Annotated in this window: 18 protein-coding genes; 9 read left to right on the top strand and 9 right to left on the bottom strand. The window is 47.6% G+C overall.

The window, feature by feature from the left end:
• Positions 1-7 precede the first annotated feature (7 nt).
• The 3 genes from ACKTSF_RS09930 to ACKTSF_RS09920 all read left to right on the top strand — a co-directional run bounded on the left by ACKTSF_RS09930 (position 8) and on the right by ACKTSF_RS09920 (position 5,076).
• On the top strand, positions 8-2,662 hold the full coding sequence (locus ACKTSF_RS09930) for a family 78 glycoside hydrolase catalytic domain (RefSeq protein ID WP_407889028.1): 2,655 nt from the start codon (positions 8-10) through the stop codon (positions 2,660-2,662).
• 31 nt (positions 2,663-2,693) lie between these two features.
• Positions 2,694-4,019, top strand: coding sequence for an MFS transporter (locus tag ACKTSF_RS09925; RefSeq protein WP_407889026.1), 1,326 nt, complete (start codon positions 2,694-2,696; stop codon positions 4,017-4,019).
• 91 nt (positions 4,020-4,110) lie between these two features.
• Complete coding sequence (locus ACKTSF_RS09920) at positions 4,111-5,076, top strand: AraC family transcriptional regulator (protein ID WP_407889012.1); 966 nt, start codon at positions 4,111-4,113, stop codon at positions 5,074-5,076.
• A 22-nt stretch (positions 5,077-5,098) separates the two neighbouring features.
• On the opposite strand, the gene ACKTSF_RS09915 is transcribed toward ACKTSF_RS09920, so the two are convergent.
• Positions 5,099-6,346 carry a glycoside hydrolase family 28 protein gene (locus ACKTSF_RS09915; RefSeq protein WP_407889010.1) on the bottom strand — a complete coding sequence of 416 codons (1,248 nt, stop codon included), beginning with the start codon at positions 6,344-6,346 and terminating at the stop codon, positions 5,099-5,101.
• 338 nt (positions 6,347-6,684) lie between these two features.
• Between ACKTSF_RS09915 and ACKTSF_RS09910 the strand changes: the two genes are divergently transcribed.
• Together ACKTSF_RS09910 and ACKTSF_RS09905 are read left to right on the top strand one after the other, a co-directional pair.
• Complete coding sequence (locus tag ACKTSF_RS09910; RefSeq protein WP_407889008.1) at positions 6,685-7,479, top strand: Ig-like domain-containing protein; 795 nt, start codon at positions 6,685-6,687, stop codon at positions 7,477-7,479.
• Positions 7,480-7,664: 185 nt separating this feature from the next.
• Positions 7,665-8,480, top strand: a complete 816-nt coding sequence (locus ACKTSF_RS09905; protein WP_407889006.1) for a hypothetical protein — start codon at positions 7,665-7,667, stop codon at positions 8,478-8,480.
• Positions 8,481-8,582: 102 nt separating this feature from the next.
• Here the strand turns inward: ACKTSF_RS09905 and ACKTSF_RS09900 are convergent, their stop codons facing one another.
• The 3 genes from ACKTSF_RS09900 to ACKTSF_RS09890 all read right to left on the bottom strand — a co-directional run bounded on the left by ACKTSF_RS09900 (position 8,583) and on the right by ACKTSF_RS09890 (position 14,627).
• Complete coding sequence (locus ACKTSF_RS09900; RefSeq protein ID WP_407889004.1) at positions 8,583-10,484, bottom strand: heavy metal translocating P-type ATPase; 1,902 nt, start codon at positions 10,482-10,484, stop codon at positions 8,583-8,585.
• A gap of 378 nt (positions 10,485-10,862) precedes the next feature.
• Entirely contained in the window at positions 10,863-13,172 is a 2,310-nt protein-coding gene (locus ACKTSF_RS09895) for a glycoside hydrolase family 31 protein (RefSeq protein ID WP_407889002.1), read from the bottom strand.
• A gap of 30 nt (positions 13,173-13,202) precedes the next feature.
• A complete protein-coding gene (locus tag ACKTSF_RS09890) occupies positions 13,203-14,627 on the bottom strand; it encodes an SLC45 family MFS transporter (protein ID WP_407889000.1) in 1,425 nt (474 codons plus the stop codon).
• A 184-nt stretch (positions 14,628-14,811) separates the two neighbouring features.
• On the opposite strand from ACKTSF_RS09890, the gene ACKTSF_RS09885 reads away from it, so the two are divergent.
• Positions 14,812-15,786 (top strand): LacI family DNA-binding transcriptional regulator, encoded by a 975-nt coding sequence (locus tag ACKTSF_RS09885; protein WP_407888998.1) that lies wholly within the window; start codon positions 14,812-14,814, stop codon positions 15,784-15,786.
• Between the two features lie 298 nt (positions 15,787-16,084).
• Here ACKTSF_RS09885 and ACKTSF_RS09880 read toward each other — a convergent pair whose 3' ends face one another.
• From ACKTSF_RS09880 to ACKTSF_RS09870, 3 genes are read right to left on the bottom strand one after another with little or no spacing between them, the layout of a single operon-like run.
• Entirely contained in the window at positions 16,085-16,645 is a 561-nt protein-coding gene (locus ACKTSF_RS09880) for a Dps family protein (protein ID WP_407888996.1), read from the bottom strand.
• Positions 16,646-16,680: 35 nt separating this feature from the next.
• Positions 16,681-16,908, bottom strand: coding sequence for a heavy-metal-associated domain-containing protein (locus tag ACKTSF_RS09875; RefSeq protein ID WP_020089589.1), 228 nt, complete (start codon positions 16,906-16,908; stop codon positions 16,681-16,683).
• A gap of 29 nt (positions 16,909-16,937) precedes the next feature.
• Positions 16,938-17,165: a heavy-metal-associated domain-containing protein gene (locus tag ACKTSF_RS09870; protein ID WP_407888994.1), complete on the bottom strand. Its 228-nt coding sequence runs from the start codon at positions 17,163-17,165 to the stop codon at positions 16,938-16,940.
• A gap of 236 nt (positions 17,166-17,401) precedes the next feature.
• On the opposite strand from ACKTSF_RS09870, the gene ACKTSF_RS09865 reads away from it, so the two are divergent.
• Both ACKTSF_RS09865 and ACKTSF_RS09860 read left to right on the top strand, forming a co-directional pair.
• Positions 17,402-18,565, top strand: coding sequence for an MDR family MFS transporter (locus ACKTSF_RS09865; protein ID WP_407888992.1), 1,164 nt, complete (start codon positions 17,402-17,404; stop codon positions 18,563-18,565).
• Positions 18,566-18,803: 238 nt separating this feature from the next.
• Complete coding sequence (locus ACKTSF_RS09860; RefSeq protein WP_407888990.1) at positions 18,804-20,003, top strand: AAA family ATPase; 1,200 nt, start codon at positions 18,804-18,806, stop codon at positions 20,001-20,003.
• Positions 20,004-20,051: 48 nt separating this feature from the next.
• On the opposite strand, the gene ACKTSF_RS09855 is transcribed toward ACKTSF_RS09860, so the two are convergent.
• Positions 20,052-20,804, bottom strand: a complete 753-nt coding sequence (locus ACKTSF_RS09855) for a nitroreductase family protein (protein WP_407888988.1) — start codon at positions 20,802-20,804, stop codon at positions 20,052-20,054.
• The gene (gene nrdI / locus ACKTSF_RS09850; RefSeq protein ID WP_407888986.1) at positions 20,797-21,270 is read right to left on the bottom strand and encodes a class Ib ribonucleoside-diphosphate reductase assembly flavoprotein NrdI; all 474 of its coding nucleotides are present in this window, start codon (positions 21,268-21,270) and stop codon (positions 20,797-20,799) included. Before nrdI ends, ACKTSF_RS09855 begins: the two co-directional genes overlap by 8 nt.
• Positions 21,271-21,637: 367 nt before the next feature.
• Here nrdI and ACKTSF_RS09845 point away from each other — a divergent pair, with 367 nt between their 5' ends.
• Complete coding sequence (locus ACKTSF_RS09845) at positions 21,638-23,155, top strand: ABC-F family ATP-binding cassette domain-containing protein (protein WP_407888984.1); 1,518 nt, start codon at positions 21,638-21,640, stop codon at positions 23,153-23,155.
• The last annotated feature ends 119 nt before the right edge of the window (positions 23,156-23,274 follow it).

Here is a 23,274-nt window from a genome sequence, read left to right as displayed (position 1 = left end):
ATTGAATTTGACAGTAGCTGTAGATCGGTTACTACAACCGACACATTTAAATGTAAACTTACTTGGTTTTGCGTATAACGTCCGAAAGCATCCGCGATTTAGTTGGTGGGATCATAGCAATCGGCCAGGCAGTATTCAAACGGATTTTGAGGTCGTCGTTTCTAGGAGATTGCATGAACTAGCCGATAAGGATTATTTGTTTGATAGTAAATGGGTGACATCAAGCCAAAACTCAGCAGTGCTAATTCCGGAACTGTCACAGTTTTTAGAGCCAGGCAGATTGTATTATTGGCAGGTACGTATTAAGGACAATTTTGGTCGGACAAGTGACTTCTCTCAGCCAAACAAGTTTATCTGCGTATCGGATAATTTACTTGCGAAGAATCATGGCATCTGGAGTCATAGCCTTAAACAGGATGACCATGAGTTGCCACACATTGGTAACGTGGTATTCATGAGAAGTCCGCAGTTTACCCTCTCCAAATTGGATATCGATACGGCAATCTTAACAGCATTTTCTCGTGGAAATGAACCGGTTTTGACACAGGGATTTGATTTGTATGTCAATGGAACTTCTGTAGGGGTTGGTTCTGCCAGACCGCAAGCAAATTATGAGGGGTCAGATAAAACGGCTGTTTACTACAATAGCTACGACGTCACTGAGTCTTTGAATGATGAAAATGTTATTGCTGTTCTGGCAACCGAGCAAGCAGCACGACGCGCATTTTGGGGACAATTGGAAGTTTATTTAAACAATGGTGAAAAAAAGGTTGCCATGGTATCCGATGAGAACTGGAAAGCTTTAGATGGTAGTAATGCCTTTGGTGATTATGGCGTTCGGATGCGGAGCCTATACTTTGGCATGGTTACCGAAAATGTCGATATGAATTACTATCCACAGAACTGGTCAGTGCTAGATTATAACGATCATGCTTGGTCTAATGCACGGTACAATTCAGAAAAGCTAATTGAAGAGACTGAGACACTGCGCCCTTATCGAAGTGAAAATTCATGTCGAATCATCAAAAATGAGCCAACAAAATCGATGACAAAATTAGGGCCGCAACATTATGTGATTGACTTAGGGAAAGAAATCATTGGCAGTCTGCGTGTGCGGATACACAGTGAGCAGGCGCAACGAATTGATGTGGCAATGGGGGAGCAGTTAGCGGATAACGGTCAGGTTCGGCATCATTTAGCTTGCGGACCGGATTACCTAGAAAGCTGGACTTTAATTGCTGGAAACAATGACTTCGAAACACTTCAAATGAAGAACTTTCGTTATATTGAAATAACCGGATTCGTTGGTGAATTAAAACAAGATGATCTCAAAGGCTGGGCAATTGCACAGCCATTCGATGAAGATGAAGGGTCATTCCATAGCGATAACGTCTTACTTAATCGAGAATATGCGCTTTCAAAGTATACAATCGAGGCCACTAACCAAGATGTTTATGTCGATTCACAGGCCAGGGAAAGAAAGCCTTATGAAGGCGATCTCCTAGTTAATGGAAATACGAGTTACGTTTTGTCCTCACATTATTCTTTGGCCCGACACTCCATTGATTACTTGTTAGATGATCCAACTTGGCCCGAGGATTATAAATTATTTAACGTCGAGATGGCCTGGCAGGACTATCTCTACACTAATGATAAAGAACTTTTGGAGAAGCGGTATGACGTTTTGAAGGAAAAGTTTAAGCGGGGGCAAAATGGCCTGGATAATTTTGATGAAACGGTGGGGCTAGTTACTAATGATGGTCTAATTGATTGGCCGATCCGTGAACGTGATGGATTTGTTGAAGGTAAATATAACACCCCATTTAATGCAATCTATTATGGTGTCTATCAGATTATGAGCCATATTGCCGCTGTTACTGAGCATACAGATGATCGTAAGTTCTACGCAGACCGTGCAGCAATGATTAAGAAGCAAATGATTCATTATCTCTATGATAGTGAGCGGGGCGTTTACTATGATTCGTTAGATGAAAATCTACAAGTTAATCAGCACGCTGCCCATCATTCTTCAGCATACGCACTTTGCTACGGCATGTATGAAGACCAAAAGATGGCAGATGAACTGAGCCAGTTTGTGGCGAATGATGGTAAATTCATTGGCAGCGTTTACTTTATCTACTTTATGCTCAAGGGGTTAATCGATACGGGACACTCAGAAGATGCCCTGAAACTATTGACCAATCCAGATAATCGTAAGGATCAAAAGACCTTTGCGGCAATTCTAGATAATCTTAAAGCGACGATTGCACCAGAAGCCTGGAGTAATTACTACAAGCCCAACTTAACGCTGTCCCACCCTTGGGGAGCTACGCCAGGTTTAACGATTGTTCAAGGCATTATGGGCATTGTGCCTTTGAAGCCAGGTTTCGATTTGTTCCGCTTACGAATTCAGCCAGGACAGTTAAAGCAAATTGCGGTGACAACGCCAAGTTCTAAAGGCATTATCCAAGCTAAATTTAGTGCCGAACAGCAGCAAAGTAAAATTAGTGTAAACGTCCCAATGAACTCAAAAATTCAGATTGAACTGCCTAAGGGTAGCCAATTAATTGCGGTCAATGATGGGGAAGAAGACATTCAGTTAGGACTAGAGAATAGTCATGTTGTCCTACCATCGGGCAATTATGTCATTACTTATAAATAGCTAGTTTAAATCATGGAGGGCTTTAATGATGATGAGAAAATATGGAAGCTACTGGGGACTAACTGCAGCAGCTGGTTTAGGATCAATGCTTGGCTCCGGGATTATTGTGGGACTAGCAAGTACGATTACGGTGTGGCAAGCAGGGCTAAATTTGACGAATAGTCAGGTCGGCATTATCTCCGGGGCTCTGACCTTTGCAATTGCGTTTGGGTCTATCTTCGGAAGTCGATTTGCTGATAAAGTTGGGTTAGTTGGCGTCTTCAACTGGGTTAACTTAGCTTATGCGGTTGGGGCCTTGGTGTGTGTATTCGCTTCAAACTTTATGACTTTGTTATTAGGGACTGTCATCGCAGGGGTAGCTTCAGGAACTGATTTACCCGTCTCCTTAACCATCATTTCACGGGATGCGCCGGATCAAAAGATGGCGTCCCAAATGGTTGCTTCGACTCAGATATTCTGGCAAGTTGGGCAATTCGTTTCAACTGGGGCGGCATTTATTGTTTCTACGATGAGCGTTACTGGTGGTCGGATCGTCTTCGCCATCTTTGCGGCAGTGGCCGGAATTGTATGGTTATGGCGGACGTTATCGGGTACAATTAAAAAGCTCCATACAGCTGCTGCCGAACGTTTAGCAGCTGTGAAGAACGCGGGTGAAGAGAGTAATGCTAACGGTGCTTCAATTATTCGAACCTTGTTCAAGGATCCTAATCACAAGAAGTATCTGTATCTTTTCTCAAGTATTTTAATCTACTATGTATTTTGGAACTTTATTGCCAATACTTGGGGACAGTTTACGACCTTCGTGTTGGTTAAAGCTGGGGCATCTCAGACATTATCGACGGGTATCGGTTTAGGACTTCATATTGCGGCGTTGTTTATCTTGGGGATTTACGTGACGATTGCTGGTTCGGCTAAACGGAATACTTGGTTTGGCATTGGGGTTGTTTGCGCGTTGATTGCTATGGGGGGCTTAGCTATCTTTGGTAGTGATTCGATTGCGATGATTGTTGCCTTCATGTTAATCTGGGGTGTTGGTAGTATGCTTTCAGGTGAGGCTATTTACAAGGTATGGACGCAAGAATCTTTCCCAGCTGAAATTCGAGCAAGCATTCAAGGGTTTATCAATGGTTTCTCCCGGTTCCTTTGTGGGTTGTTAGCCATTGTGACGCCATTACTTGTTTTACCAGGAACCATCAAAACGACAATGTGGGGATTCGTCGGCGTCGTTATTATCTTTGGTTTAGCTGGATTTAGCATGATTCGTGCTGAAAAGAAGTACGGGATGTTAAAAGACGGCGACCAGCAGGATGATAGTAAGCAGACACCTGCTAAGCATTCAGCTCAATCTAACTCATAAAAATGAATAGACGACAAATAACGTCCTATAGGCATAAATTTAATTTATGATTATGGGACGTTTTTGCTAATTCAAAGAGAGGGTTGAGTTTATGCTCGATAATATCTTAAATAGTTTGATGAAGTCAACGAAGATTGAGAAGGAACAACTGAAGAGTTATGAATTTCATAACGACATACCCTTGGCCGCTTACGACAGCCAGTTAACTAAGCGAAAAAACACGTTGGTTTTAAACAATTACTTTTTTAAAAATAAGAACATTTATGTCAGCAAGCATAATCGGTATGCGCCGTATCCTATGCACACGCATACTTTCTTAGAGGTCAACTATATGTTGCGGGGAGAAGCCGATGAGGTCGTTGGCAATAAAGAGATTCATTTAAATCAGGGAGATTTATTACTATTGGATGTCGGGTGCGAACATTCTATCGGATATTTGGGGACTAATGACTTGCTGATCAACATCTTATTCCAAGATAGGACCATTAATATTGATCTGTTGAACAGCCTTCGTAGTAGTCGAAGCGTGCTTTATGAGTTTCTGGTTAATCGAAAGGTTGGTGTTGGAAACCGTGCGTCATACTTATTGTTTCGACAGGAAGACGGCCGCGAAATTCAGGAAACATTGGATAGAATCATTGAGGAATACTACTTACAGCGAGACTATGCCGACACCATTATTAAGGCATATTTGTCGATCCTAATCGCGCAGTTGGTGCGTAATTATGCCGTTGACGTAGATAAGGATTTAACGAAACCGCAGCTTTTAATTACGAAGATCTTGCAGGACATCAACGATAACGATGACACTATCAGTCTCTCTTATGTTGCACAAAAGTATGGCTATAATCGAAATTATTTGAGTAATCTTTTCCGTTCGACGGTGGGCGAAACTTTCTCGGAAGTTTTAACGAAACAAAGAATTATGCACGCGCATACATTGCTATCATCGACGCAAATGCCAGTGAACGAGGTTATTAAGAAAGTTGGCATATCAAATCGGACCTTCTTCTATAAAAAGTATCGAGATTACTATCATAAGGCGCCACGCGAATGAAAAAAAGTAGCGGATTTATAAATTATAAACTCACCAGTAAACTGTTGGGGAAGTGGCCCTGAACATTTCTAAAGGTTAAATCGTTCCCGGCAAGGTTGGTGACCAGTTGTAAAGGTCGTTGGACTTTAGCGGTTCCCTTCCAAGGACGCAAGTCGAAAGTTACCGGTGTTTTGCTGTTCTGGCGTAGCGTGATGTCGACATCTTCAAAGGTAATATCGCGAATGGCTTCTGCGGATTCGGCCGCTACGAGAATCCCGTTCTGTGCGTTGCTGGTAATCCGCTTAAATGACACATTGCGGATGGTCTGACCAGTAAGATCTGTTGCAGCATCACGGGGGAGCAGACTGATGAGGATGGGTTCACCCGAGCCCCACCAGTCCGCGCTATAGGTTTTGGTGTCGATGGTAATGTCTTCAAAGCTAATATTATTTACGCTACCAGGGTCGCGCAACTGAAAGGCTAATCCGCGGTTGGTATCTTTGATGGCCAGGTGGCGAAACTTACAATTTTCAAAATTACCAAAGCTACTACTACCGAATTTCACAGCGGAACTCTGCGTCTTTAAGTCACAATTCTCCACGAGAAGATTGGTACAGTCTCCGTACTGGGCAGTCTCTTCGGTACACTTGGGACAGATAGCATCGTCACCGGTAATGATTTCGCAGTCATGAATGTGCGTATTCTTACTCCGGTCGATGTCAATGCCATCGGTGTTGGGCATCCGGACCTCGTTATGAATGGCAATATGGCTGATCTCCGCGTTGTGGCAGCCAACCAGATGAATTGTCCAGAAGGGGGCGTTTTCCACAGTGATGTGGTCCAACGTGATATTCGTGCAATCTTCCAGGTAAATCGTCATGGGTCGTGGATACTTATAGGATTTCAAATGAACCTCAGTGTGCTGATCGGGGTAAATGAAGGCGTCGTAGTTACCGTCGATGTGACCCTCACCAGTAATAGCAATGTTGCGTTGACCCTTGGCGTAAATCAGCGCCGAGATGGGTGTGTGGTTACGGTTCAGCTCGAAGGAACCGGGACGGTGGGTGTACTTGGTCTCATCGCCGCTAGCCTTGAGAAGGGCATCGGCTTCTAAGTGTAGGGTGACATTGTTCTTTAATTGAAGGCCGTCGATGATGTAGGTACCATTGGGGATGGTTACCGTGCCACCATTATTGGCGGCACAACGGTCGATGGCGGCTTGAATCGTTGCCGTCGCATTGGTGGTGATATCGTCATCATTGGCAATATCGAGAATGTTGATTGTCATCATAAAATTACGCTCCATTTCTGCCGTAGTGCGCAGGCGAAAATAACTGTGATCTGGTGGACCGTATCTGTCGTTTCGTACTCAGCTTAACACAATTTGAAAGCGGTGCCACGTTCGCGGATCAATCTATGCTTAGAGTTGCTATCGCGGGAATTGGTGCCCAATCTGCGGGTAAAGAATGGATAACGGGTTAATTTGTTTTAAGTGTTGTTAAAGAAGGCCTCACCTGATTATAAATTTATCACTAATTGGTAAAAAATCTGTTATACTACTAGGCGGTTAGAAAAATACTTTGTCGACAAAATTTGTCGGTCAATTCAATATAAGGGGTCAGGAAAACAATGAAGAAATTTATGGTTGCGATGACTGGTTTGGTCACTTTATTTACGATTGGTGCCACGGTACCAGCTGTGACGGGTACTGCCACGACGACCGCACATGCCGCAACGCATGTTGGTCCTAGCTTAAGCGTTAAGGCAATTTACAACAATTCCAAGACGATTACGGGGACCGCTACGAAGGGCTCTAAGATCACGGTTAAGAGCACGAAGAATGCCAAGAAGAACTTGGGGAGCGCAACGGCTTCTAAGACGACTGGTAAGTACACGGTGAAGTTGGCCAAGACCTTGAAGAAGAATGCTAACGTCTACGTTTACGCAACTAATCCGAAGACGAAGACGGCTTTCTATCGGATCATCCGGGTTCAAGCCGCTGCAACTAAGACGGCAACGACGACTAAGAAGACAACCACTAAGAAGACGGCTGCCAAGAAGACTACGTCAACCAAGAAGGCTGCTAGCTTCTCAGTTAAGACGCCTACTGGTACTTGGAAGTCCAATACGGCTAACAAGTACTCTCAAAAGATTGTCTTCAGTCAAAAGACTGGTTTCAACCAATACCTTTACAAGAATGGTAAAAAGGTTAAGACTTTAGTTTCTTACGCTAAGTACAGCGTTAAGGCCACGACACCTACGTTCTGGAAGATCACTTACACCCCTAAGGGTTCTAAGACATCTAAGACCTTCTACTTACGTTTCACTTCTGCCAAGACGTTCAAGCTCGTTAACAGCAAGAACCAAGTTGTTGCCGTTAAGGCCGGCGTTGCGCCAGCTGCTAAGTGGACTTTCACGAAGTAAGCCTGTTTCTATAAATTAGTTAATTAAAATCGCCATTTCGTAAATTTTCGAAATGGCGATTTTTGTTCGGTATTTGTGAAGATGGGTGGGCACCTATCGGGAAAATATTTAAAGGTGGCTGCAACCACGACCCTGATTCCGCAGTATAATGATTGTGTACCATATATATCTAGGGGGTAATTAGATTGTTAAATTTTAAAGGGAAACTGACAGCTGGCTTGTTACTGGCCGGTGCTGTCGTCGGCATGGGGATGTTTACAGCATCAACGACGGCTCAAGCGTCAAGTAAGTATTTGACGGGCCAGTATGGGAGCTACGTGCGGGCTAAACGCGACGTGTACGTTGGTATTTCACAGCGGCATGGCAATACATACAAGCCACTTCTTAAGAAGAAGGGGTCCTTGCTATTCGTGACTAGCTCAAGTCAAAAATTTGGGAGCTCGGTGGTGAAGTCATCCTTCACTTCCGGAGCGGTACACTATGATCGGCTCAAGAACCTGGCCTTTACGATGACGGATTCGGTTCCACTGACGAAGGCGAACTTCAAGAAGGTTAGCCTCAAGGCACCGATCCGCGGAACGGTTCTGCGCCAAGGGAATGGATTCAAGGATACCAAGAAGAATGGGTTTGCCTCGCCCATGTTTTACCTGACACTCGATAACTACATTCAGTATTACAATCAGGCCGCAATGAATAAATATGATAATGGTGGTGTCATGTCAGTCAACTATGGCAATAGCATGGAAGTTTACAAACCAACGGCGTCTGCCAAGATGACCAAGACTACGGTTAAAGGCAACACGACGACGGTGCAATATAACAAATACATCAAAGGCTTACCTGGTAAGAAGATCAGTGCGCACACCTACCAGATTAAGATTACCGACCTTAAGACTAAGGGAAGTCAATCCTTCGAGGATGACTATTATGGTGGTACGTGGGATAACTACGCGGTCAATGGAAAGTCCTACTTCTCTGGGATTATTAATGACTTCGGTTAATCTACGTTAGTCGCTGATCGTGATGGTAAACAGCTAATTTTAAAAATCCGATTACCCCAAATTTCTGGGTAATCGGATTTTTGTCGCTTCTATTCAACTGGTTTAATTCGTGACTAATTGCTGAACCGGTTGTTTCGTTGGCTTGCTGACGTGGGGATGGTAACCAATCAACCGCATCGCGTTGAAGATGACAACGAGGATTGAGGCTTCGTGGACGAACATCCCACTGGCCATGTAGATGTAACCGTAGACTAGACCAATCAGTAAGAACAAGACCGTGGCAATGGCAATCGTGATGTTTTCCTTGGTGTTGGCAGAGGTCTTCTTGGCCAAACCAACCGCGTGGTTCAGGGCGGTAAAGCTAGATTGCATCAGGACCACATCCGCCGTTTCGATGGCGACATCGGTCCCACCGCCCATAGCGATACCCACACTAGCGGTAGCTAAGGAAGGACTGTCGTTGATACCATCCCCAACGAAGGCCACCTTGCGACCCATGTCTTGGAATTTCTTGACGAAGGTAACCTTGTCGGCTGGTAACAGGTCGGCGTGAACCTCATCGATACCTAAAGATTCGGCAACGGCTTGGGCGGTGGCTTGGTTGTCACCTGTCAACATAACCAGACGCTTGATGCCTTGGCGTTTCAGCGCAGCGAGTGCGGCGGGAACCTCCGGGCGAACCGTGTCAGCCACACCGAGGATGAAGGCTAAGTGTCCTTGGTAGCCAACCAATACTGTAGATTGGCCGTCATCTTGCATCTCGTGTAAATCAGTTAATTGTGTCTCTGTTAACGTAATTCCGTTGGCTTTCAACAGTGCAGCATTGCCGACGTAGAGGGGAGCGTCATGCCACTGCCCAATCATGCCGCGACCCTTGATGGTTTCGGTAGACATGGCTGAGACTTCGGCTGGCATGTGAGCGGCAAGATGACGCGTAATGGCCGTTGCCAAAGGGTGATCAGAGGTCTGTTCAACCTGAGCAATGGCGCCTAATAAGTCAGAATCGCCAGTGTATTGCTTCATACTGGCAACGTCCATCTTACCCGTTGTTAACGTCCCAGTCTTATCAAAGACGATCGTGTCAATTTTGGCGAGGCTCTCGACCACGTCACCACCCTTGATAAGAATCCCATTCTTGGCGCCGTTACCGATTCCAGCCACGTTGGAGACTGGTGCACCGATAACCAGGGCTCCAGGGCAACCGAGCACGAGGACTGTGATGGCTAACCGGAGATCTTGCGAGAAGACAAAGACCAGGATGGCAATGACTAGAACAGCTGGTGTATAGTACTGTGCAAATTTGTCGATAAACTTTTCAGCAGGTGACTTGGTGTCTTGAGCTTCTTCGACGAGTTCGATAATTTTGGAGAAGGTCGTTTCATCCCCGACTTGGGTGGCTTCAATCTGTAGCGTGCCACTCTCGACCATGGCACCGGAGTAAACACCGTCGCCATTGGCCTTGTTGACGGGCCGAGATTCACCGGTAATTGAGGATTCGTTGACGTAACCAGTGCCACTGACGACCTGACCATCGACGGGGACTTGGCCACCGGCCTTGACGAGGACAATGTTACCTTCCTCCAGGTCATCAACATCAACTTCTTCGGTCTCGCCATCGTCACCGACCAACAGTGCGGTCGTTGGAGCCATTTCGGTCAGGGACTGAATCGCGCCCCGCGTCTTAGCCAATGTCTTTTGTTCCAGGTAGGAACCGAAGAGAAATAGGAACGTTACAATGGCTGATTCTTCAAATTCCCCGATGGCAAACGCCCCGATAACGGCGATACCAACGAGTAACTCAATGCTGAAGACCTTGGCCTTCAGTGCGCTGATGGCTCGCAGGACGATGGGAGCTGCGGCGATCACGGAAGCGATGATCCAGGTGGTGTCGGTGACGTAGGGTACCTTGGTGAACCAGGCGTTGAGGAAGCCGACAATAATCAAGCCGGCGGACCAGAAGGTAATAGGGTTGGTGTGTGCATAGATATAACGTTGAAATGCCATGAGATAACGATCCTTTCTTTGTCTAAGTTATTTAAGGTTTGTGGGTTCCTTGTTTATGTATTCATTATGCCTGGGAGCGGCGGACATTAACTTGATGCGAATCAAGTTGGCCGATTTATTTTAAATAAATTGGAATTGTTCCCTGTGACTGTTAGGAATTGACTACGAATGGTTTTGGTTACAGTCATGGCACTAGGTCGTGAAGCTTACCGTCCGTGAATCAGGTTGACTTGTGAGACACTAAAAATCCTCCGGCAATGTTGTTCGACATTGTCGGAGGATTTTTGTGATTAATAGAATTGAATGGTACCGCTCCCAATAATTTTGGAATTAGCAACTATCTTGAGTTGTAGGCGATGATAATCGCGCGCCTAAGAATTATTTCAACTGGTAACCATCACTAGCGCGGTCATAGGTCAACAGCACGCTGCTGTCTGGTAGATCGACTGTAATCGTTTGATAGGCCGGATCGTAACCGTGGTGCAGCAGCTCAACGGTCACATGGCCATCCTTAACGGTGATCTCGTAGCGGTTGAATTCGCCGTTCTGGTAATTGAAGTCGAGACCGTCATCTTGATAGTGTGTATAGGTGCCAGCGTGACCAAAAAGCTTGAAGGTCATGGCCGTATCGGGCTTTTCACTGATGTGGCTGACTGGCGCCCCCCATGGCAAGATCGTGTCTTGCTTAATAAATAAGGGCAGTTTATCCAGGGGAGCATCGGCGACAATGTCTTGATTACCCGTGTATTCACGGTTGTTCCAGAAGTCAATCCATTTGCCGGCTGGTAAGTAGACGAGCCGTTTGATCTGAGACTTCTGAACAATTGGGGCAACCAGTACATCGTCACCGACCATGTATTCATCGTTTAAGTCGCGGGTCCGCGGGTCATCCTCGTAGTTCAGAACCAGTGGCCGCATGACGGGGAGACCAGTCTGACTTTCCTGCGCGAATAAGTCGTACAAGTAGGGAATGAAACGGTAGCGGAGCTTCAGGTACTTGCGGTAGATCGACAATGTAGGTTCACCGAAAGCCCAGGGTTCTTGTCGCCGAGTTCCCATCGCCGCGTGGTTCCGTAGCAGCGGACTGAAGATAGCGGCTTCGATCCACCGGGTCAGCAGTTCGGCGTTTGTATCGGAAGCAAAGCCCCCAATGTCGGTGCCGACAAAGCTGAAACCGCTCAGCCCCAGGTTGCAGAGCTGGGGAATCATCATTTGAATGTGGGGCCAGATACTCCGGTTATCCCCAGTCCAAACGGTCGAATACTTTTGGGTACCAGCGTAAGCCGCCCGGGTGATGACGTATGGCCGCCGTCCTTGTTGACTCTTCAGGCCTTCATAGGTGGCCTTGGCCATGTTATGGCCGTAAACGTTGTGCATTTTGGCGTGAGTCGACGGGGTATCCTGATCGCTGAAGACCACATCGTCGGGGATGGCACCTTCAAACGTTGCGGGCTCGTTCATATCGATCCAGACCCCACCAACACCGTTGTCCGTTAGAAATTTATTGTTGTTCGCCCACCACTTACGAACTGCTGGCCGACCGAAGTCAGGGAAGGCAGAATCGCCAGGCCAAACTTTGTTGATGTAGACCTTGTTATCTGGTGTCTTCACGAAGTAATTTTGCTTAATACCTTCCGCGTAAGTGTGGTAGTTCGGATCCTGTTTGACGCCGGGATCAATGATTGGAATAACCTTGATGCCGCTTTGTTTGAGTTTGGCCACGAAGGCCTTGGGGTCACCCTCGAATTTGTCTTTGTCCCAGGTGAAGACCCGGTAGCCATCCATGTAGTCCACGTCGAAGTGAATGGCGTCGCAAGGCAGATCATATTTCTTTAAGCCGTCTGCAATAGCTTGGACTTCCGCTTGGCTAGCACTGTAGCCCCAACGTGACTGCTGGTACCCTAGCGTCCATTTCTGAGGCAACGGCACGCGACCGGTGAGGTAAGTATAGTTGGTGACGATGTCTTTCAACGTTTGCCCGCCGATGATGTAGTAGTCCAAGTTACCTTGAACGGCAGAGTAGAAGTAATAGTGGGAATCTTCTTTGCCCATATCGAAGTGGCTCTTGTAGGTGTTGTCGAAGAACAAGCCATAGGGATGACCGTTCTTCAAGCCCAACATGACTGGAATCGACTTGTAGAGGTTGGGAAAGTTTTCGAGCTGGGGAGCGGGGTTATCCACGTTCCAGTTGTCGTATTCAAAGCCCCGCTTGTCGAGGTAACCGGTCTTGTCACCCAAACCATAGAGGTGTTCGTCAGGAGCAAGAGCCTTAACGACTTCGTAGTAGCCCGTGTCGGACTTGACCGTGGCAGTCGTGACGCTGTGACCTTCGGCTTCGACCAGTCGTTGGTGAACCTTGTCGATGCCCTTGTCGAGTAGTTGTCGTTCGCCGCGGTAGTCGGTAACGAGGGCGTTGCCGTTGGCGTCGTAAGCGTCTACGTGGCGATCAGCGTCTAATTTTAACGTTAGGGCGCTAGTCTTCAATTCATAATGATCGCCGGCATCAGTGAGGGTGTAGTCGGTCGGCTGTGTCTTATTGCCTTCGATGGCGTAAGAGTTGTCATTGGTGCCGCGGTTTTCAAAGACCCGGATGATGGCAGGGGTCACGATGGTGAGCTGAAGGGGATGCTGCGGATAATCCAGCGTCACCGTTTGTTTTGTTTGCGTGTATTTTGGTAAAGTTGTCATACGAATTCTCTCCTCAATCAGAAGCTAAGACTATTGTACATCTTCAGACAAATCTTTCTGTGGCTTATCTTGCTTGAGTACGCTGATAGCCAAGACCGCGATCAGCATGGAAATCCCAGCGACTAGCATCATACCGGGCATGGACTTGCCAACCAGACGGAAGACCAAGAAGCTAGCAACGGAGGCAATGATTTGTGGTAAACAGATTGTCCCGTTAAAGATCCCAATGTAGGAACCTTCGTTGGACCCATTTAGTGATGACGTGAAAATGTTGAAGGGTTCAACGTGAACCGTGAAGAAGCCAATCCCAATCAGACAGAATGGTAAGATCAACAGATACTGATTGTGAATGAAGAAGACCCAGATCAAGCCGATAGCGAAGCAGGTAATCCCGAAGCGGTACCAGAACTTTCGCTTGAAGGGGTTGGTGTGAGACAGAATTAGGAAGCCGTAGAGGACGGCAGCCATAGACTGAATGAAGGTTAGAATCCCATACCAGTTACCGGCGGCTTGATAGCCAGCAGATGTGGCATTGGTTGTGTTCCAAACGTTTTGGGCAATAGCACCAGTCGTGTAGGTCCACATGTATTGAATCCCAATCCAAGCGAACATTTGAACGATGGCGACTTCCCACAAAGCCTTAGGGGCTTCCTTGATCAGTTGCCAGATTGACTTGCGATTCTTATGAGATTGCGGATCGATCTGGTGATAGTTGGCGTAAGTCTCAGGATCATATTCCTTAACAGAATGGATGGTGTAAGCAGAAATTCCTAACAGGATGGCAGCCCCAATGTAGAAGGCTAGCCGTACGGATAGGGGAACGACACCCTTTTTAGCGGTGTTGGCGACCCCGAAGTAGGTCAGCACGAAGGGAAGCAAGGTGGCTAACACCCCACCTAGGTTACTGAAGGCTTGTTGCCAAGACCAAGCTTTGTCCTTTTGATTTTCATTGACCATGTCACCGATGATCATCCGGAAGGGTTGCATGCAGACGTTGCTGGAAAGGTCCATCAGCAGAATGGCAATGGCCCCGAACAGTAAGGCAGCGAGTGACGCGTAGCCGAAGCCAAACGACCCGGCGTTAGGCAATAGAATCATGACCAGTGCGGCGATGGGGGCACTGAACAACAGGTACGGCATCCGCCGACCAAAACGTGGTGACCAAGTCCGGTCGGAATATTTTCCGACCAATGGCTGGACGATTAATCCGGCAAGTGGGGGCAGAATGAAGAAGAGTCCTAGGTTTGTCGGGTCGGCCCCAATTGTTTGGAAGATTCGGCTCATCTGTGATGATTGCAGTGAGAAGGCCATGTTGACTCCACAGAAACCAAATGTAATCGCGAATAATGTCTTCAATGGTAAATTCGGCAGAGAATTTGAAATCCGTGCCGATTTCTTAGTGGCAGCTCCAGTCGCGTTAGTGGCTCCAGCTGCGTGCGCTGTTGGTTGATTCATGGTGTGACATCCCCTTGATTAAATTAAAACAATTACCTTTCAACGACTACATCCTATCACTTTGAGTAAACGTTTACAATGCCTATTTGACGGCAAAGTAAACGTTTACGTATTTTTATAGAAAAATAAGTCGATTAAGACTATAATTAGGAAGTATTGTAAACGAAAGCTAGGTGGGGGCGTCATGAAGCCAACTATTAAAGATATCGCAGCGAAATCGGGGGTCTCGATTGCCACGGTATCGCGAGTGCTGGGGAATAAGACCGGCTCGTACAGTAAAAAAACGCAAACTAAAATTTTAAAAGTGGCCAAGGAACTCGGTTATCGGAAGAATTCGGTAGCTGTAGACTTGGTCAAGAAACGCTCCGATGTCATTGCCCTGATTATTAACGCCACGCCAACCAACTTCTCCACGCAGATTATCGACGGTATTCAGCAGCGAGCTGGCGAGCTGGGACAAGGGGTCATCATCCTTTACGCGGGGAATCGGGACAATACGCTCCAACACAAGGCCATCATTACCGCGCTGGAACGGTCTGTCACGGGGATCCTGCTGGCGGCAATTGAACCCGACGATGAGGATCTGACGTTATTGAAGGAGTCACGGATTCCATACTGCTTTGTTTCACTCTACTTGGGTACCCGGGATATTCTTGCCGTCAGTTCGGATAACCGGGACTTGGCTTACCAGGCCACACAGTATCTGATTGACCGGGGCCATACGCGGATTAGCCTAGTTGGGCTTGATGGGTACCATACCGGGAGTCAACGTGAGGCGGGCTATCACGATGCCATGGCGGCTAATCAGTTGTCGGCACCGGCCATCTTACCGGGGGACTATAGCTATGAATCTGGGGTAAAGCTCCTCCAGCAAGTTCGTGAACAGGGCGTCACGGCGGTGATTGCGGCTAGTGATATGGTAGCGGCCGGTCTCCTGACGGCGGCTCAACAACTGGGAATGACGATTCCCGACGACCTCTCCATCATGAGCATTGACGGTACGATTATCTGCCAAATTACGACGCCAGCACTGACGAGCATGACGCAGGACTTTTACCGCATCGGGAGTCAAAGTGTCAATAAAGTTATGGGTCAGCCGGCCGAGGATTTTGTGCCGGTGACCATTACGACGCGGGCGAGCGTAGCCATTCAGAAATAAGAAAATTTTCAAAAAAAATGTTTATGCATAAAAACTGCTAGTTAGCGCTATCATTTGATCACACTAACTGGCAGTTTTTGTAAGGTTGAAATGATTAGCGAGGGTGGCGAACTAATGCTAATAGTGCGCAAATTAAAAGCCGTGAAGTCACCTCGCAGTGTGGCTTCACGGCATTCTAAATGGATTGCATCAAATTAAAGTGGGTGATTAATCCAGGAAAATGGCGCTTTTAAGGACGAAGCTAGTGCCATGGGTCAACAGCTAGTTTGGCCGCAGACAGCAGCACTAAACCCGTACACTAGTCTTCATCATCATCGTCTTCTTCGTCTAGACCATCGCGGGCATCGTTGCCCAGAACGGCCTGGAGCTCACGGATGATGTGGTTGTTGGTGCCGCGTAGCGTGGTCAAGAAGCTGGCCAGTGCGGGACGGTCTTCCTTTTCGGCGAGCTTGATGGCCCGGTCGATGAAGAGGTTGTGAGTATCCGCGTCGTGAACCAGCTCGCTGACTTGTTCTTCGGCAGTCAGATACTTCTTGGCGCCACTTTCCTGGAGCATGTTGTAGTCGTGGAATTCCTTAGTTGTGGTTGAGACGATTTCGCCTTCATCCAGGAGCAATTCACCCAGGGCGTCGAATTGGGTGCGGTAGGTGTTGATGTAGTCACTGAGGAGGGTGCGAACACTCAATGCCAGTGGGCCTTTGACGGACCAACGTACCTGATGGAACTTCACAATGGAGATGTGCAAATTAGCTAGGATATGGTTGGTCATGGCGCCTGCGGTTGGGACGTGGTGGTCGTGTTCCGTTTGGGCTTGTTCAGCAGTGTAGCGGTCTTTAACAGTCATAGTCGTGTTTGTCATAGGGTAAGTTTCCTTTCAAATGTGGGGGGTGGGGACTAGAGCGCTTTTACTTTAGAACTTTGGACGACGTAACCGAGGTCGGTTACCGTGTCTGCGAGGCTTTCGGCAGTTACTTGGCTGTCGTCGAATTCGGCTTTGATCTTGCTGGCGTTGAAGAGAACTTTGACGTTTTCCACGCCGTCCTTCTTACTCAGCGCGCCTTCGATCTTGGTCATGCAAGATGGGCAGGTCAGTGCATCTAACTTCATCGTTACTTTACTCATAATCAAAAACCTCCTGTATTGTAGTTTAACTAAAGTTGCTTAACTTTACTGCTTTGAACGGCGTAGCCCAAGTCGGTGACGACGGTTGCGAGATCTTCGGCGGAAACGGTCGCATCGTCGAATTCGGCTTTGACCTTGCTGGCGTTGAAGAGAACTTTGACGCTTTTCACGCCGTCCTTCTTGCTCAGTGCGCCCTCAATCTTGGTCATGCAAGACGGGCAGGTCAGATCGTCTAATTTCATTGTTACTTTACGCATCATGAACCCCTCCTTTGCTAGGTCGTTTGTCTTGATTACATGACCTAGTATACGGGCAGGTGGGTTGAAAAAACTTGACTCAAATCAAGTTGGCTAATCTTTTTTACAATATACATAAAATGAATAAAATTTAATTTAAAAACTTGTCTTGATAGGCACGATGAGCATTGTGGTTTTCTTTCCCTAGAAAATATGCGACAATGGAAAGCAGAATTCAAACAAGTGAGGTACCTTAAATGTGGAAAAGTAACAAAGAAGTTAGTCTGGTCGGTATCCTTTCGGCGACACTTCTACTTAACGCGGCTGCGGCGTGTATGTGGCCGTTAACAACGGTCTATATGCATAATGAATTACACCAAACGCTGACCTTAGCCGGCATTGCCCTGTTGGGGATGTCGCTATGTATGATTTTAGGAAACTGGTTGGGGGGCTGGCTTTTTGATAACTGGTCACCATTCAAGTCGGCCATCCTGGGGACGCTGTGTTCCTTCATCCCCATGCTAGTCTTGATCTTCTTTCATGGCTGGCCGATCTTCGGTATTATGTTGCTATTTATCGGCTTGGGCGATGGAGTTGTGATGACCGTGGTCAATTCGTTTGCCGCCAATGTCACGACAATCAGCAGTCGTCGAGTATTTAATTACTTATATATCGGTATGAACTTGGGGGTCGTCGTCGGGACGTTGATGGTCGGGTACCTGATGGACCATGGTGTCCAGCTGGTCTTTATCGCCGCTAGTATCTGCTATACGGTGCTCTTGTTGATTATCTTTGCTGATTTCCGGATGAAGATTACTACGACGACGCAGCATCACCAGCAGACGGCGGCTAAGCCTGCGCAATTGAATCTGATTTGGCTGATTGCGGTCATGGTTTTCTGCCTGTACACGAGCTACACGCTGTGGGAAAGTGTGATTTCCGTTCACATGACCAACCTGGGGATTTCGTTCGAACACTACAGTTTGTTGTGGACGCTGAATGGGTTGATGATTGTCTTCGGCCAACCTATCGCGAACCGGTTGGGTGGTTACTTTAAGATGAGCTCCCAGATTGCGGCCGGGTCGTTGATCTTTATTTTGTCCTTCCTGATTCTGGTCTTCGCCAAGACTTACGCAATGTTTGTCCTGACAATGGTGGTCTTGACCATTGGGGAAATGATCGGTTTTCCGGGTATTCCGGCTTGGATCGACAAGCTGGCTGGTGCCAACGATAAAGGTAAATTTCAAGGCATTTATAACATGGCGATTTCCTTTGGACGGGCAATTGGACCGTTGTACGGGGGATTACTGATCGAGTATGGCAGCTATCGGGACCTGTTTGGATCAGTGACGTTGGTGATGTTATTGGCACTGGCAGCGGTTATGGTTCGCAACCGACTGAATCAGGCACGGCTAAAGTAGGACGATTATGATGAGTTGAAACGTTGATTTAAAGGACAACTTATTTGTGAAGTTGTCCTTTTTTAGTCTCACTAAATTTGTTTATAAACTAATGATTGGATACGGCGTTTAAGCTTACTGCAATGGGGTAGATAACGCTTTTATAAACTCTGTAATAGCGGATTTAGCCGTCACAGATGAAAGTCGTTGCTTATCACGTGAACAGGCGTAACATGCTAAGCAAAGGGGAGGCTTTGTCATGTTAATCGACTTCACGTTAGGTAATTTTCGTTCGTTCAAGGATTCTGCCACGCTTTCAATGGAGACGGGAGGTGGTGTACAGCAGTGGGCTCGTGAAAATACGGTACCGATTACATCTGACTTAAGCGTATTGAAGAGTGCGGCCATTTTTGGCGCTAATGGGGCGGGCAAAAGTACCGTGTTATCTGGTTTAGAGCGGATGCGACAGATGGTCGTGGGGCCCACGGAACAGATTACAGATAACTTGCCGTACGAACCTTTTCAATTTGACCGGGAATCCGCGAGCAAACGGACGACGTTCATGGTGAACTTTACCCGCGATGACCAGCAGTATCGCTATGCGTTCAGTTATACGGCGACACAAATCGTGAATGAGGTGCTGAGTGTTGCGGCCGGGGATGACTATGAGGTGTTATTTTCGCGGGAGAAGGAAACGATGACCATGGTACCGGAGGGGTTGTTACCAGTAACCCAACGTGTTCGACCCAATGCGTTGATGCTCTACGCGCTACAGGACTGGAATTATCGGCCGGCAATCTCCGTCTTCGAGTGGTTCAATGATGATCTGATTATTTTAAATGAACATCCTAGCGGGCATACATTAGATAGCGAGTGGGTTCATAGCCAGATGGCCCAATTTCTGAGAGCCGTGGGCAGTGAGGTGGCCGGGATTACGCAACGTAAGGTGGCCGTTCAATTCTTAGATGGGTCTGCGTTTACCAGGCCAGACCTGTATTTGATCTATGAAAAGTATGATGAGGAGGGCGTCGTCATTGGCCGCAAGGAGTTGCCACTGACTAGTGCTTCAATGGGGATGCAGCAGTTAGTTATGCTGGGATTGGCGCTGATTACCGCCCAGCATGCCGAGCACGCACAGACAATTCTGACGGATAACCGACTGGATGCCATTCATCCAGCAGTCTTAGCGGCACTCTTAGCCCTGTTTAATTCGGTGGCAAATACCAGCCAGGTGATCCTAACGACGAATCAACCGGTATTGATGAGCCAACACCTGCGCGTTGATCAAATCTATTTAGCGGAGAAGGACTATCGGGGCGAAAGCCAGTTGGTGTCGCTCTTTGACTTTACAAATGTACCAGCAGAGGGATGGCTGAAGGATTACCTGAGCGGTCGTTTTGGTGCAATGCCAGCGGTTGATCCGAGCGACCTATTAGCGGCGTTTGACCCGAACCTGTAGTGGATCAAAAAAGGACACCCTGCTCATGCAAGACATCCTGACTGAAACTTAACGATGTTGTAAGAATCCCTGATACTCAAGTGCTTGGTTTAATTTTGCGCGTTGTTGCGGATCACGTGCCAATTCGGTTGCCACGTGATGGGTGAAAGATTCTGCAGTAGGATGATCCCCACGCTTTCGGTAGTAGTCCGTGATGACTTGGTTATAGGTAGTTAGGGGCGTGCTGTCGGCAGCCAGCGGTTGATAATCATTGGTAAAATGCATTAACTCTTGAGGAATTCGGGGCTTACGTTCCGGCGTCTCCGCGGGATGTCCCATGGCGAGGCCGAAGACGGGAAAAGTCAATTCTGGCAGATGAAACAGGTCAATCAGTCGGGGAGCGTCATTCAAGACGCTCCCCATGATGGTACTTCCTAAGCCCATGCTTTCACCAGCAACGACCATGGCTTCAACGGCGATACTGGCATCAAAGATACTGGCCAAGAATTTATCTGTGCTGTGCAGGTTAGCAATAGTTGCTGGGGTAGCCGTGACCAATTGTGAGTTGCGGTATTGATCGGCTAGAAACAGGAAGAAATGCCCAGACTTTTCGAGCCAGTGGTGGCCAGTAATGTCACCAAGGGCCGCCAACTTTTGGGGGTCAGTGACACTAATAATACTGTACTGCTGGGAAAAGGTACTGGTCGGGGTGTGTTGTGCGGCGTCAACTAAGGTTGTGATCTCTGCCGTTGTCAATTTTTCCGCGGTGAATTGACGAATGCTACGATGATTCAACAGGGTCGCTAGCGTTGGGTTAGTCATGCCCAATCACTTCTTTCATGCGGGCAACTAAGGCATCGTAAACGCGAGGCTCGTCACGTGGAACACCGCGAAGCTCGTAATTTGCGATAAATGGCGCATCAAATTTTTTGGCGTAGCGTTTAGCAGTGAGACAATACTGTTCGTTAAAGTTACGATTGCCACTGCCGACAACGCCGATTAAGTGCTGTGCGTTGTTGGCGTAAGCGATATATTCGCCCAAGACGTTGGTCATAAGTTCCTTGACGCCATTGTCGATACCATTGCCCCCATCGAGATAGGTGGGGACAAAGCAGAAATAAGGCTGTGTTTCGGCAACAAAATCACTGGCCTCGCTGATTTCGGTAGCCGTGATTTCTGGTGACTCGGCATTTTGAGCGTGTTGCTTAGCGGCGTAGGTCGTTAAATTCTCGACGAAGTTGCGGGTGTTGCCTTCAATAGAGATGAATAGAATACGTAATGGTTGCATAAAAGTTCCCTCCAATTTCGACTGTGCGTTTATCCTTAGTGTACTCGAAATTTGCCGGGAATGCTCTTAAGATTTGAACATCAGGGAGATGAAATTTGGAGACTCCTTGTCAAAGACGCAACGGTGTGCTATTCTATTCGTACTTTAAGAAAGAACGAGGTATTCAGCCGATGCGTAACTAATCACTCTCAAATGTTTGTCAGCTTCACCACCGTTTAGAGGGGTGGAGTGGGCCTGCAATTGGGATTGATGGTTCCGCCGACTGAATTGCTAAATGCAATCAGTGGGTGCCATTTCCGGACGGGAAATGCGGCCACTTTTTTATTTGCCAGCCATTGATCCCTGCTTTCAAAAGGGGGACGACTCTTTGACACAGATTACTTTGAAAAACTTAACGAAAACGATTGCCGGGGAAGTACTATTTAGTGTGGATCAACTGACAGCCCACACCGGTGATCGGATTGGTATCGTGGGGGCTAATGGTACAGGAAAGACAACCTTGGCACGACTCATTGCCGGTATTGATACTGATTTTGAGGGCCAACGGACGGTGACTGATGAGGTCACACTGGTTCCACAGATTGCACCCACACGGGGTCGCTCTGGCGGACAGAGCATGCTGGATCGGGTGCGGGTTGCTTTGGCGCAACGGCCCGCAATTTTAATTTTAGATGAACCATCCGCAAATCTCGATGACGAGCATCAGCAGTGGTTGGCACAACAGCTCCAGCACTTCAATGGCTTATTACTGTTGATCTCGCATGACCGGGACTTGCTAACGACGGTGACGACCCAGATATGGTCGTTGACGGAGCAGACGTATACGCAGTACAACGGTGGTTTTGCCCAGTTTACAGCCTTACGAGAACAGCAACGGCACAATGCATTGGACCGTTATCAGAATGAGCAGCGGGAAAGAAAAGAGTTGCAGCAGGCTGTCCAGGCTCGCCATGAAAAGGCCGACCGGATTCGTAAGGGTAGCCGGAGCATGAGCGCCGCCGAACGTTCGAACTCTAAGAAGATGCGGGAGCAGAATGCTGGCAAGATGGAACGGGGGGCACGGGCCTTACGGGAGCGGGCTGACCGCCAGACAACGGCCGTGAAGCCTCACGAGACGGCGGCACTTAAATTGGTTGCGACCGATCTACCGCCAGTTATGGGGAAGTACCTCATCACCGTAGCGGATCTTCATCTGCAGCGGGGAAAGCACGATTTGCTTCACCACGTCAAGTTGCGGATTCGTCCGGGTGAACGGGTCGCATTGGCTGGGCCGAACGGTAGTGGTAAGTCAACACTGATTACGGCGATTCTGACACACACGCCGGGGACGCGTCTAGCACCCAGTGCCCGCGTGGGGTACTTCCATCAGGATATGACGCAGTTGCCAACTGCTCAAACGGTCTGGCACGTTTTACGGCGAGCGACAGCATTGGATGAGAACCGGACACGGCAGGTGATGGGGGCATTTGGTCTGACAGCGAGTTTCTATGATCGGCTAATTGGTGACCTCAGCGGTGGCGAGCAGGTTAAGCTCCAACTCTTGACGATTCTGGTCAGTGCCAGCAACTTGTTGATTCTGGATGAGCCTACGAATTATCTGGATCTTCCGGCCTTACAAGCACTCGAAGATTTCCTGGTGGGCTATCCCGGAACAGTCTTGTTTGTGGCACATGATCAGACTTTCAGGGAGAAAGTGGCGACGAGAGTTCTAGAATTGACGGATCAGAAGTTGATTGATCCAGAGCAAACGGCACAGGGAACACCTGCAACTGACTTACCACGACTGCAATTTGAATATGATCAACTAATGATGGCGCCGGAGTTGGACACTCGGCGGCTCAAAGAAATACGGGCTCAGATTGCGGCTTTAAGTAGTAAAAACTAATAAATAGCTAAGAAATTTTGGATGAAACCGGTTACCTCTAATTTTTTCATAATTTATGCTTACGAAGACGTTTTTTTTCTGGTAGAGTAATCCATTGTGTTTGAAACGAAAGCGAGTGT

The sequence above is a fragment of the Levilactobacillus muriae genome (assembly GCF_045862015.1).
In the GTDB taxonomy this organism is placed as follows: domain Bacteria; phylum Bacillota; class Bacilli; order Lactobacillales; family Lactobacillaceae; genus Levilactobacillus; species Levilactobacillus muriae.
Note: the sequence above shows the minus strand (reverse complement) of the source record. Positions and strands in the feature narration are given on the sequence as shown.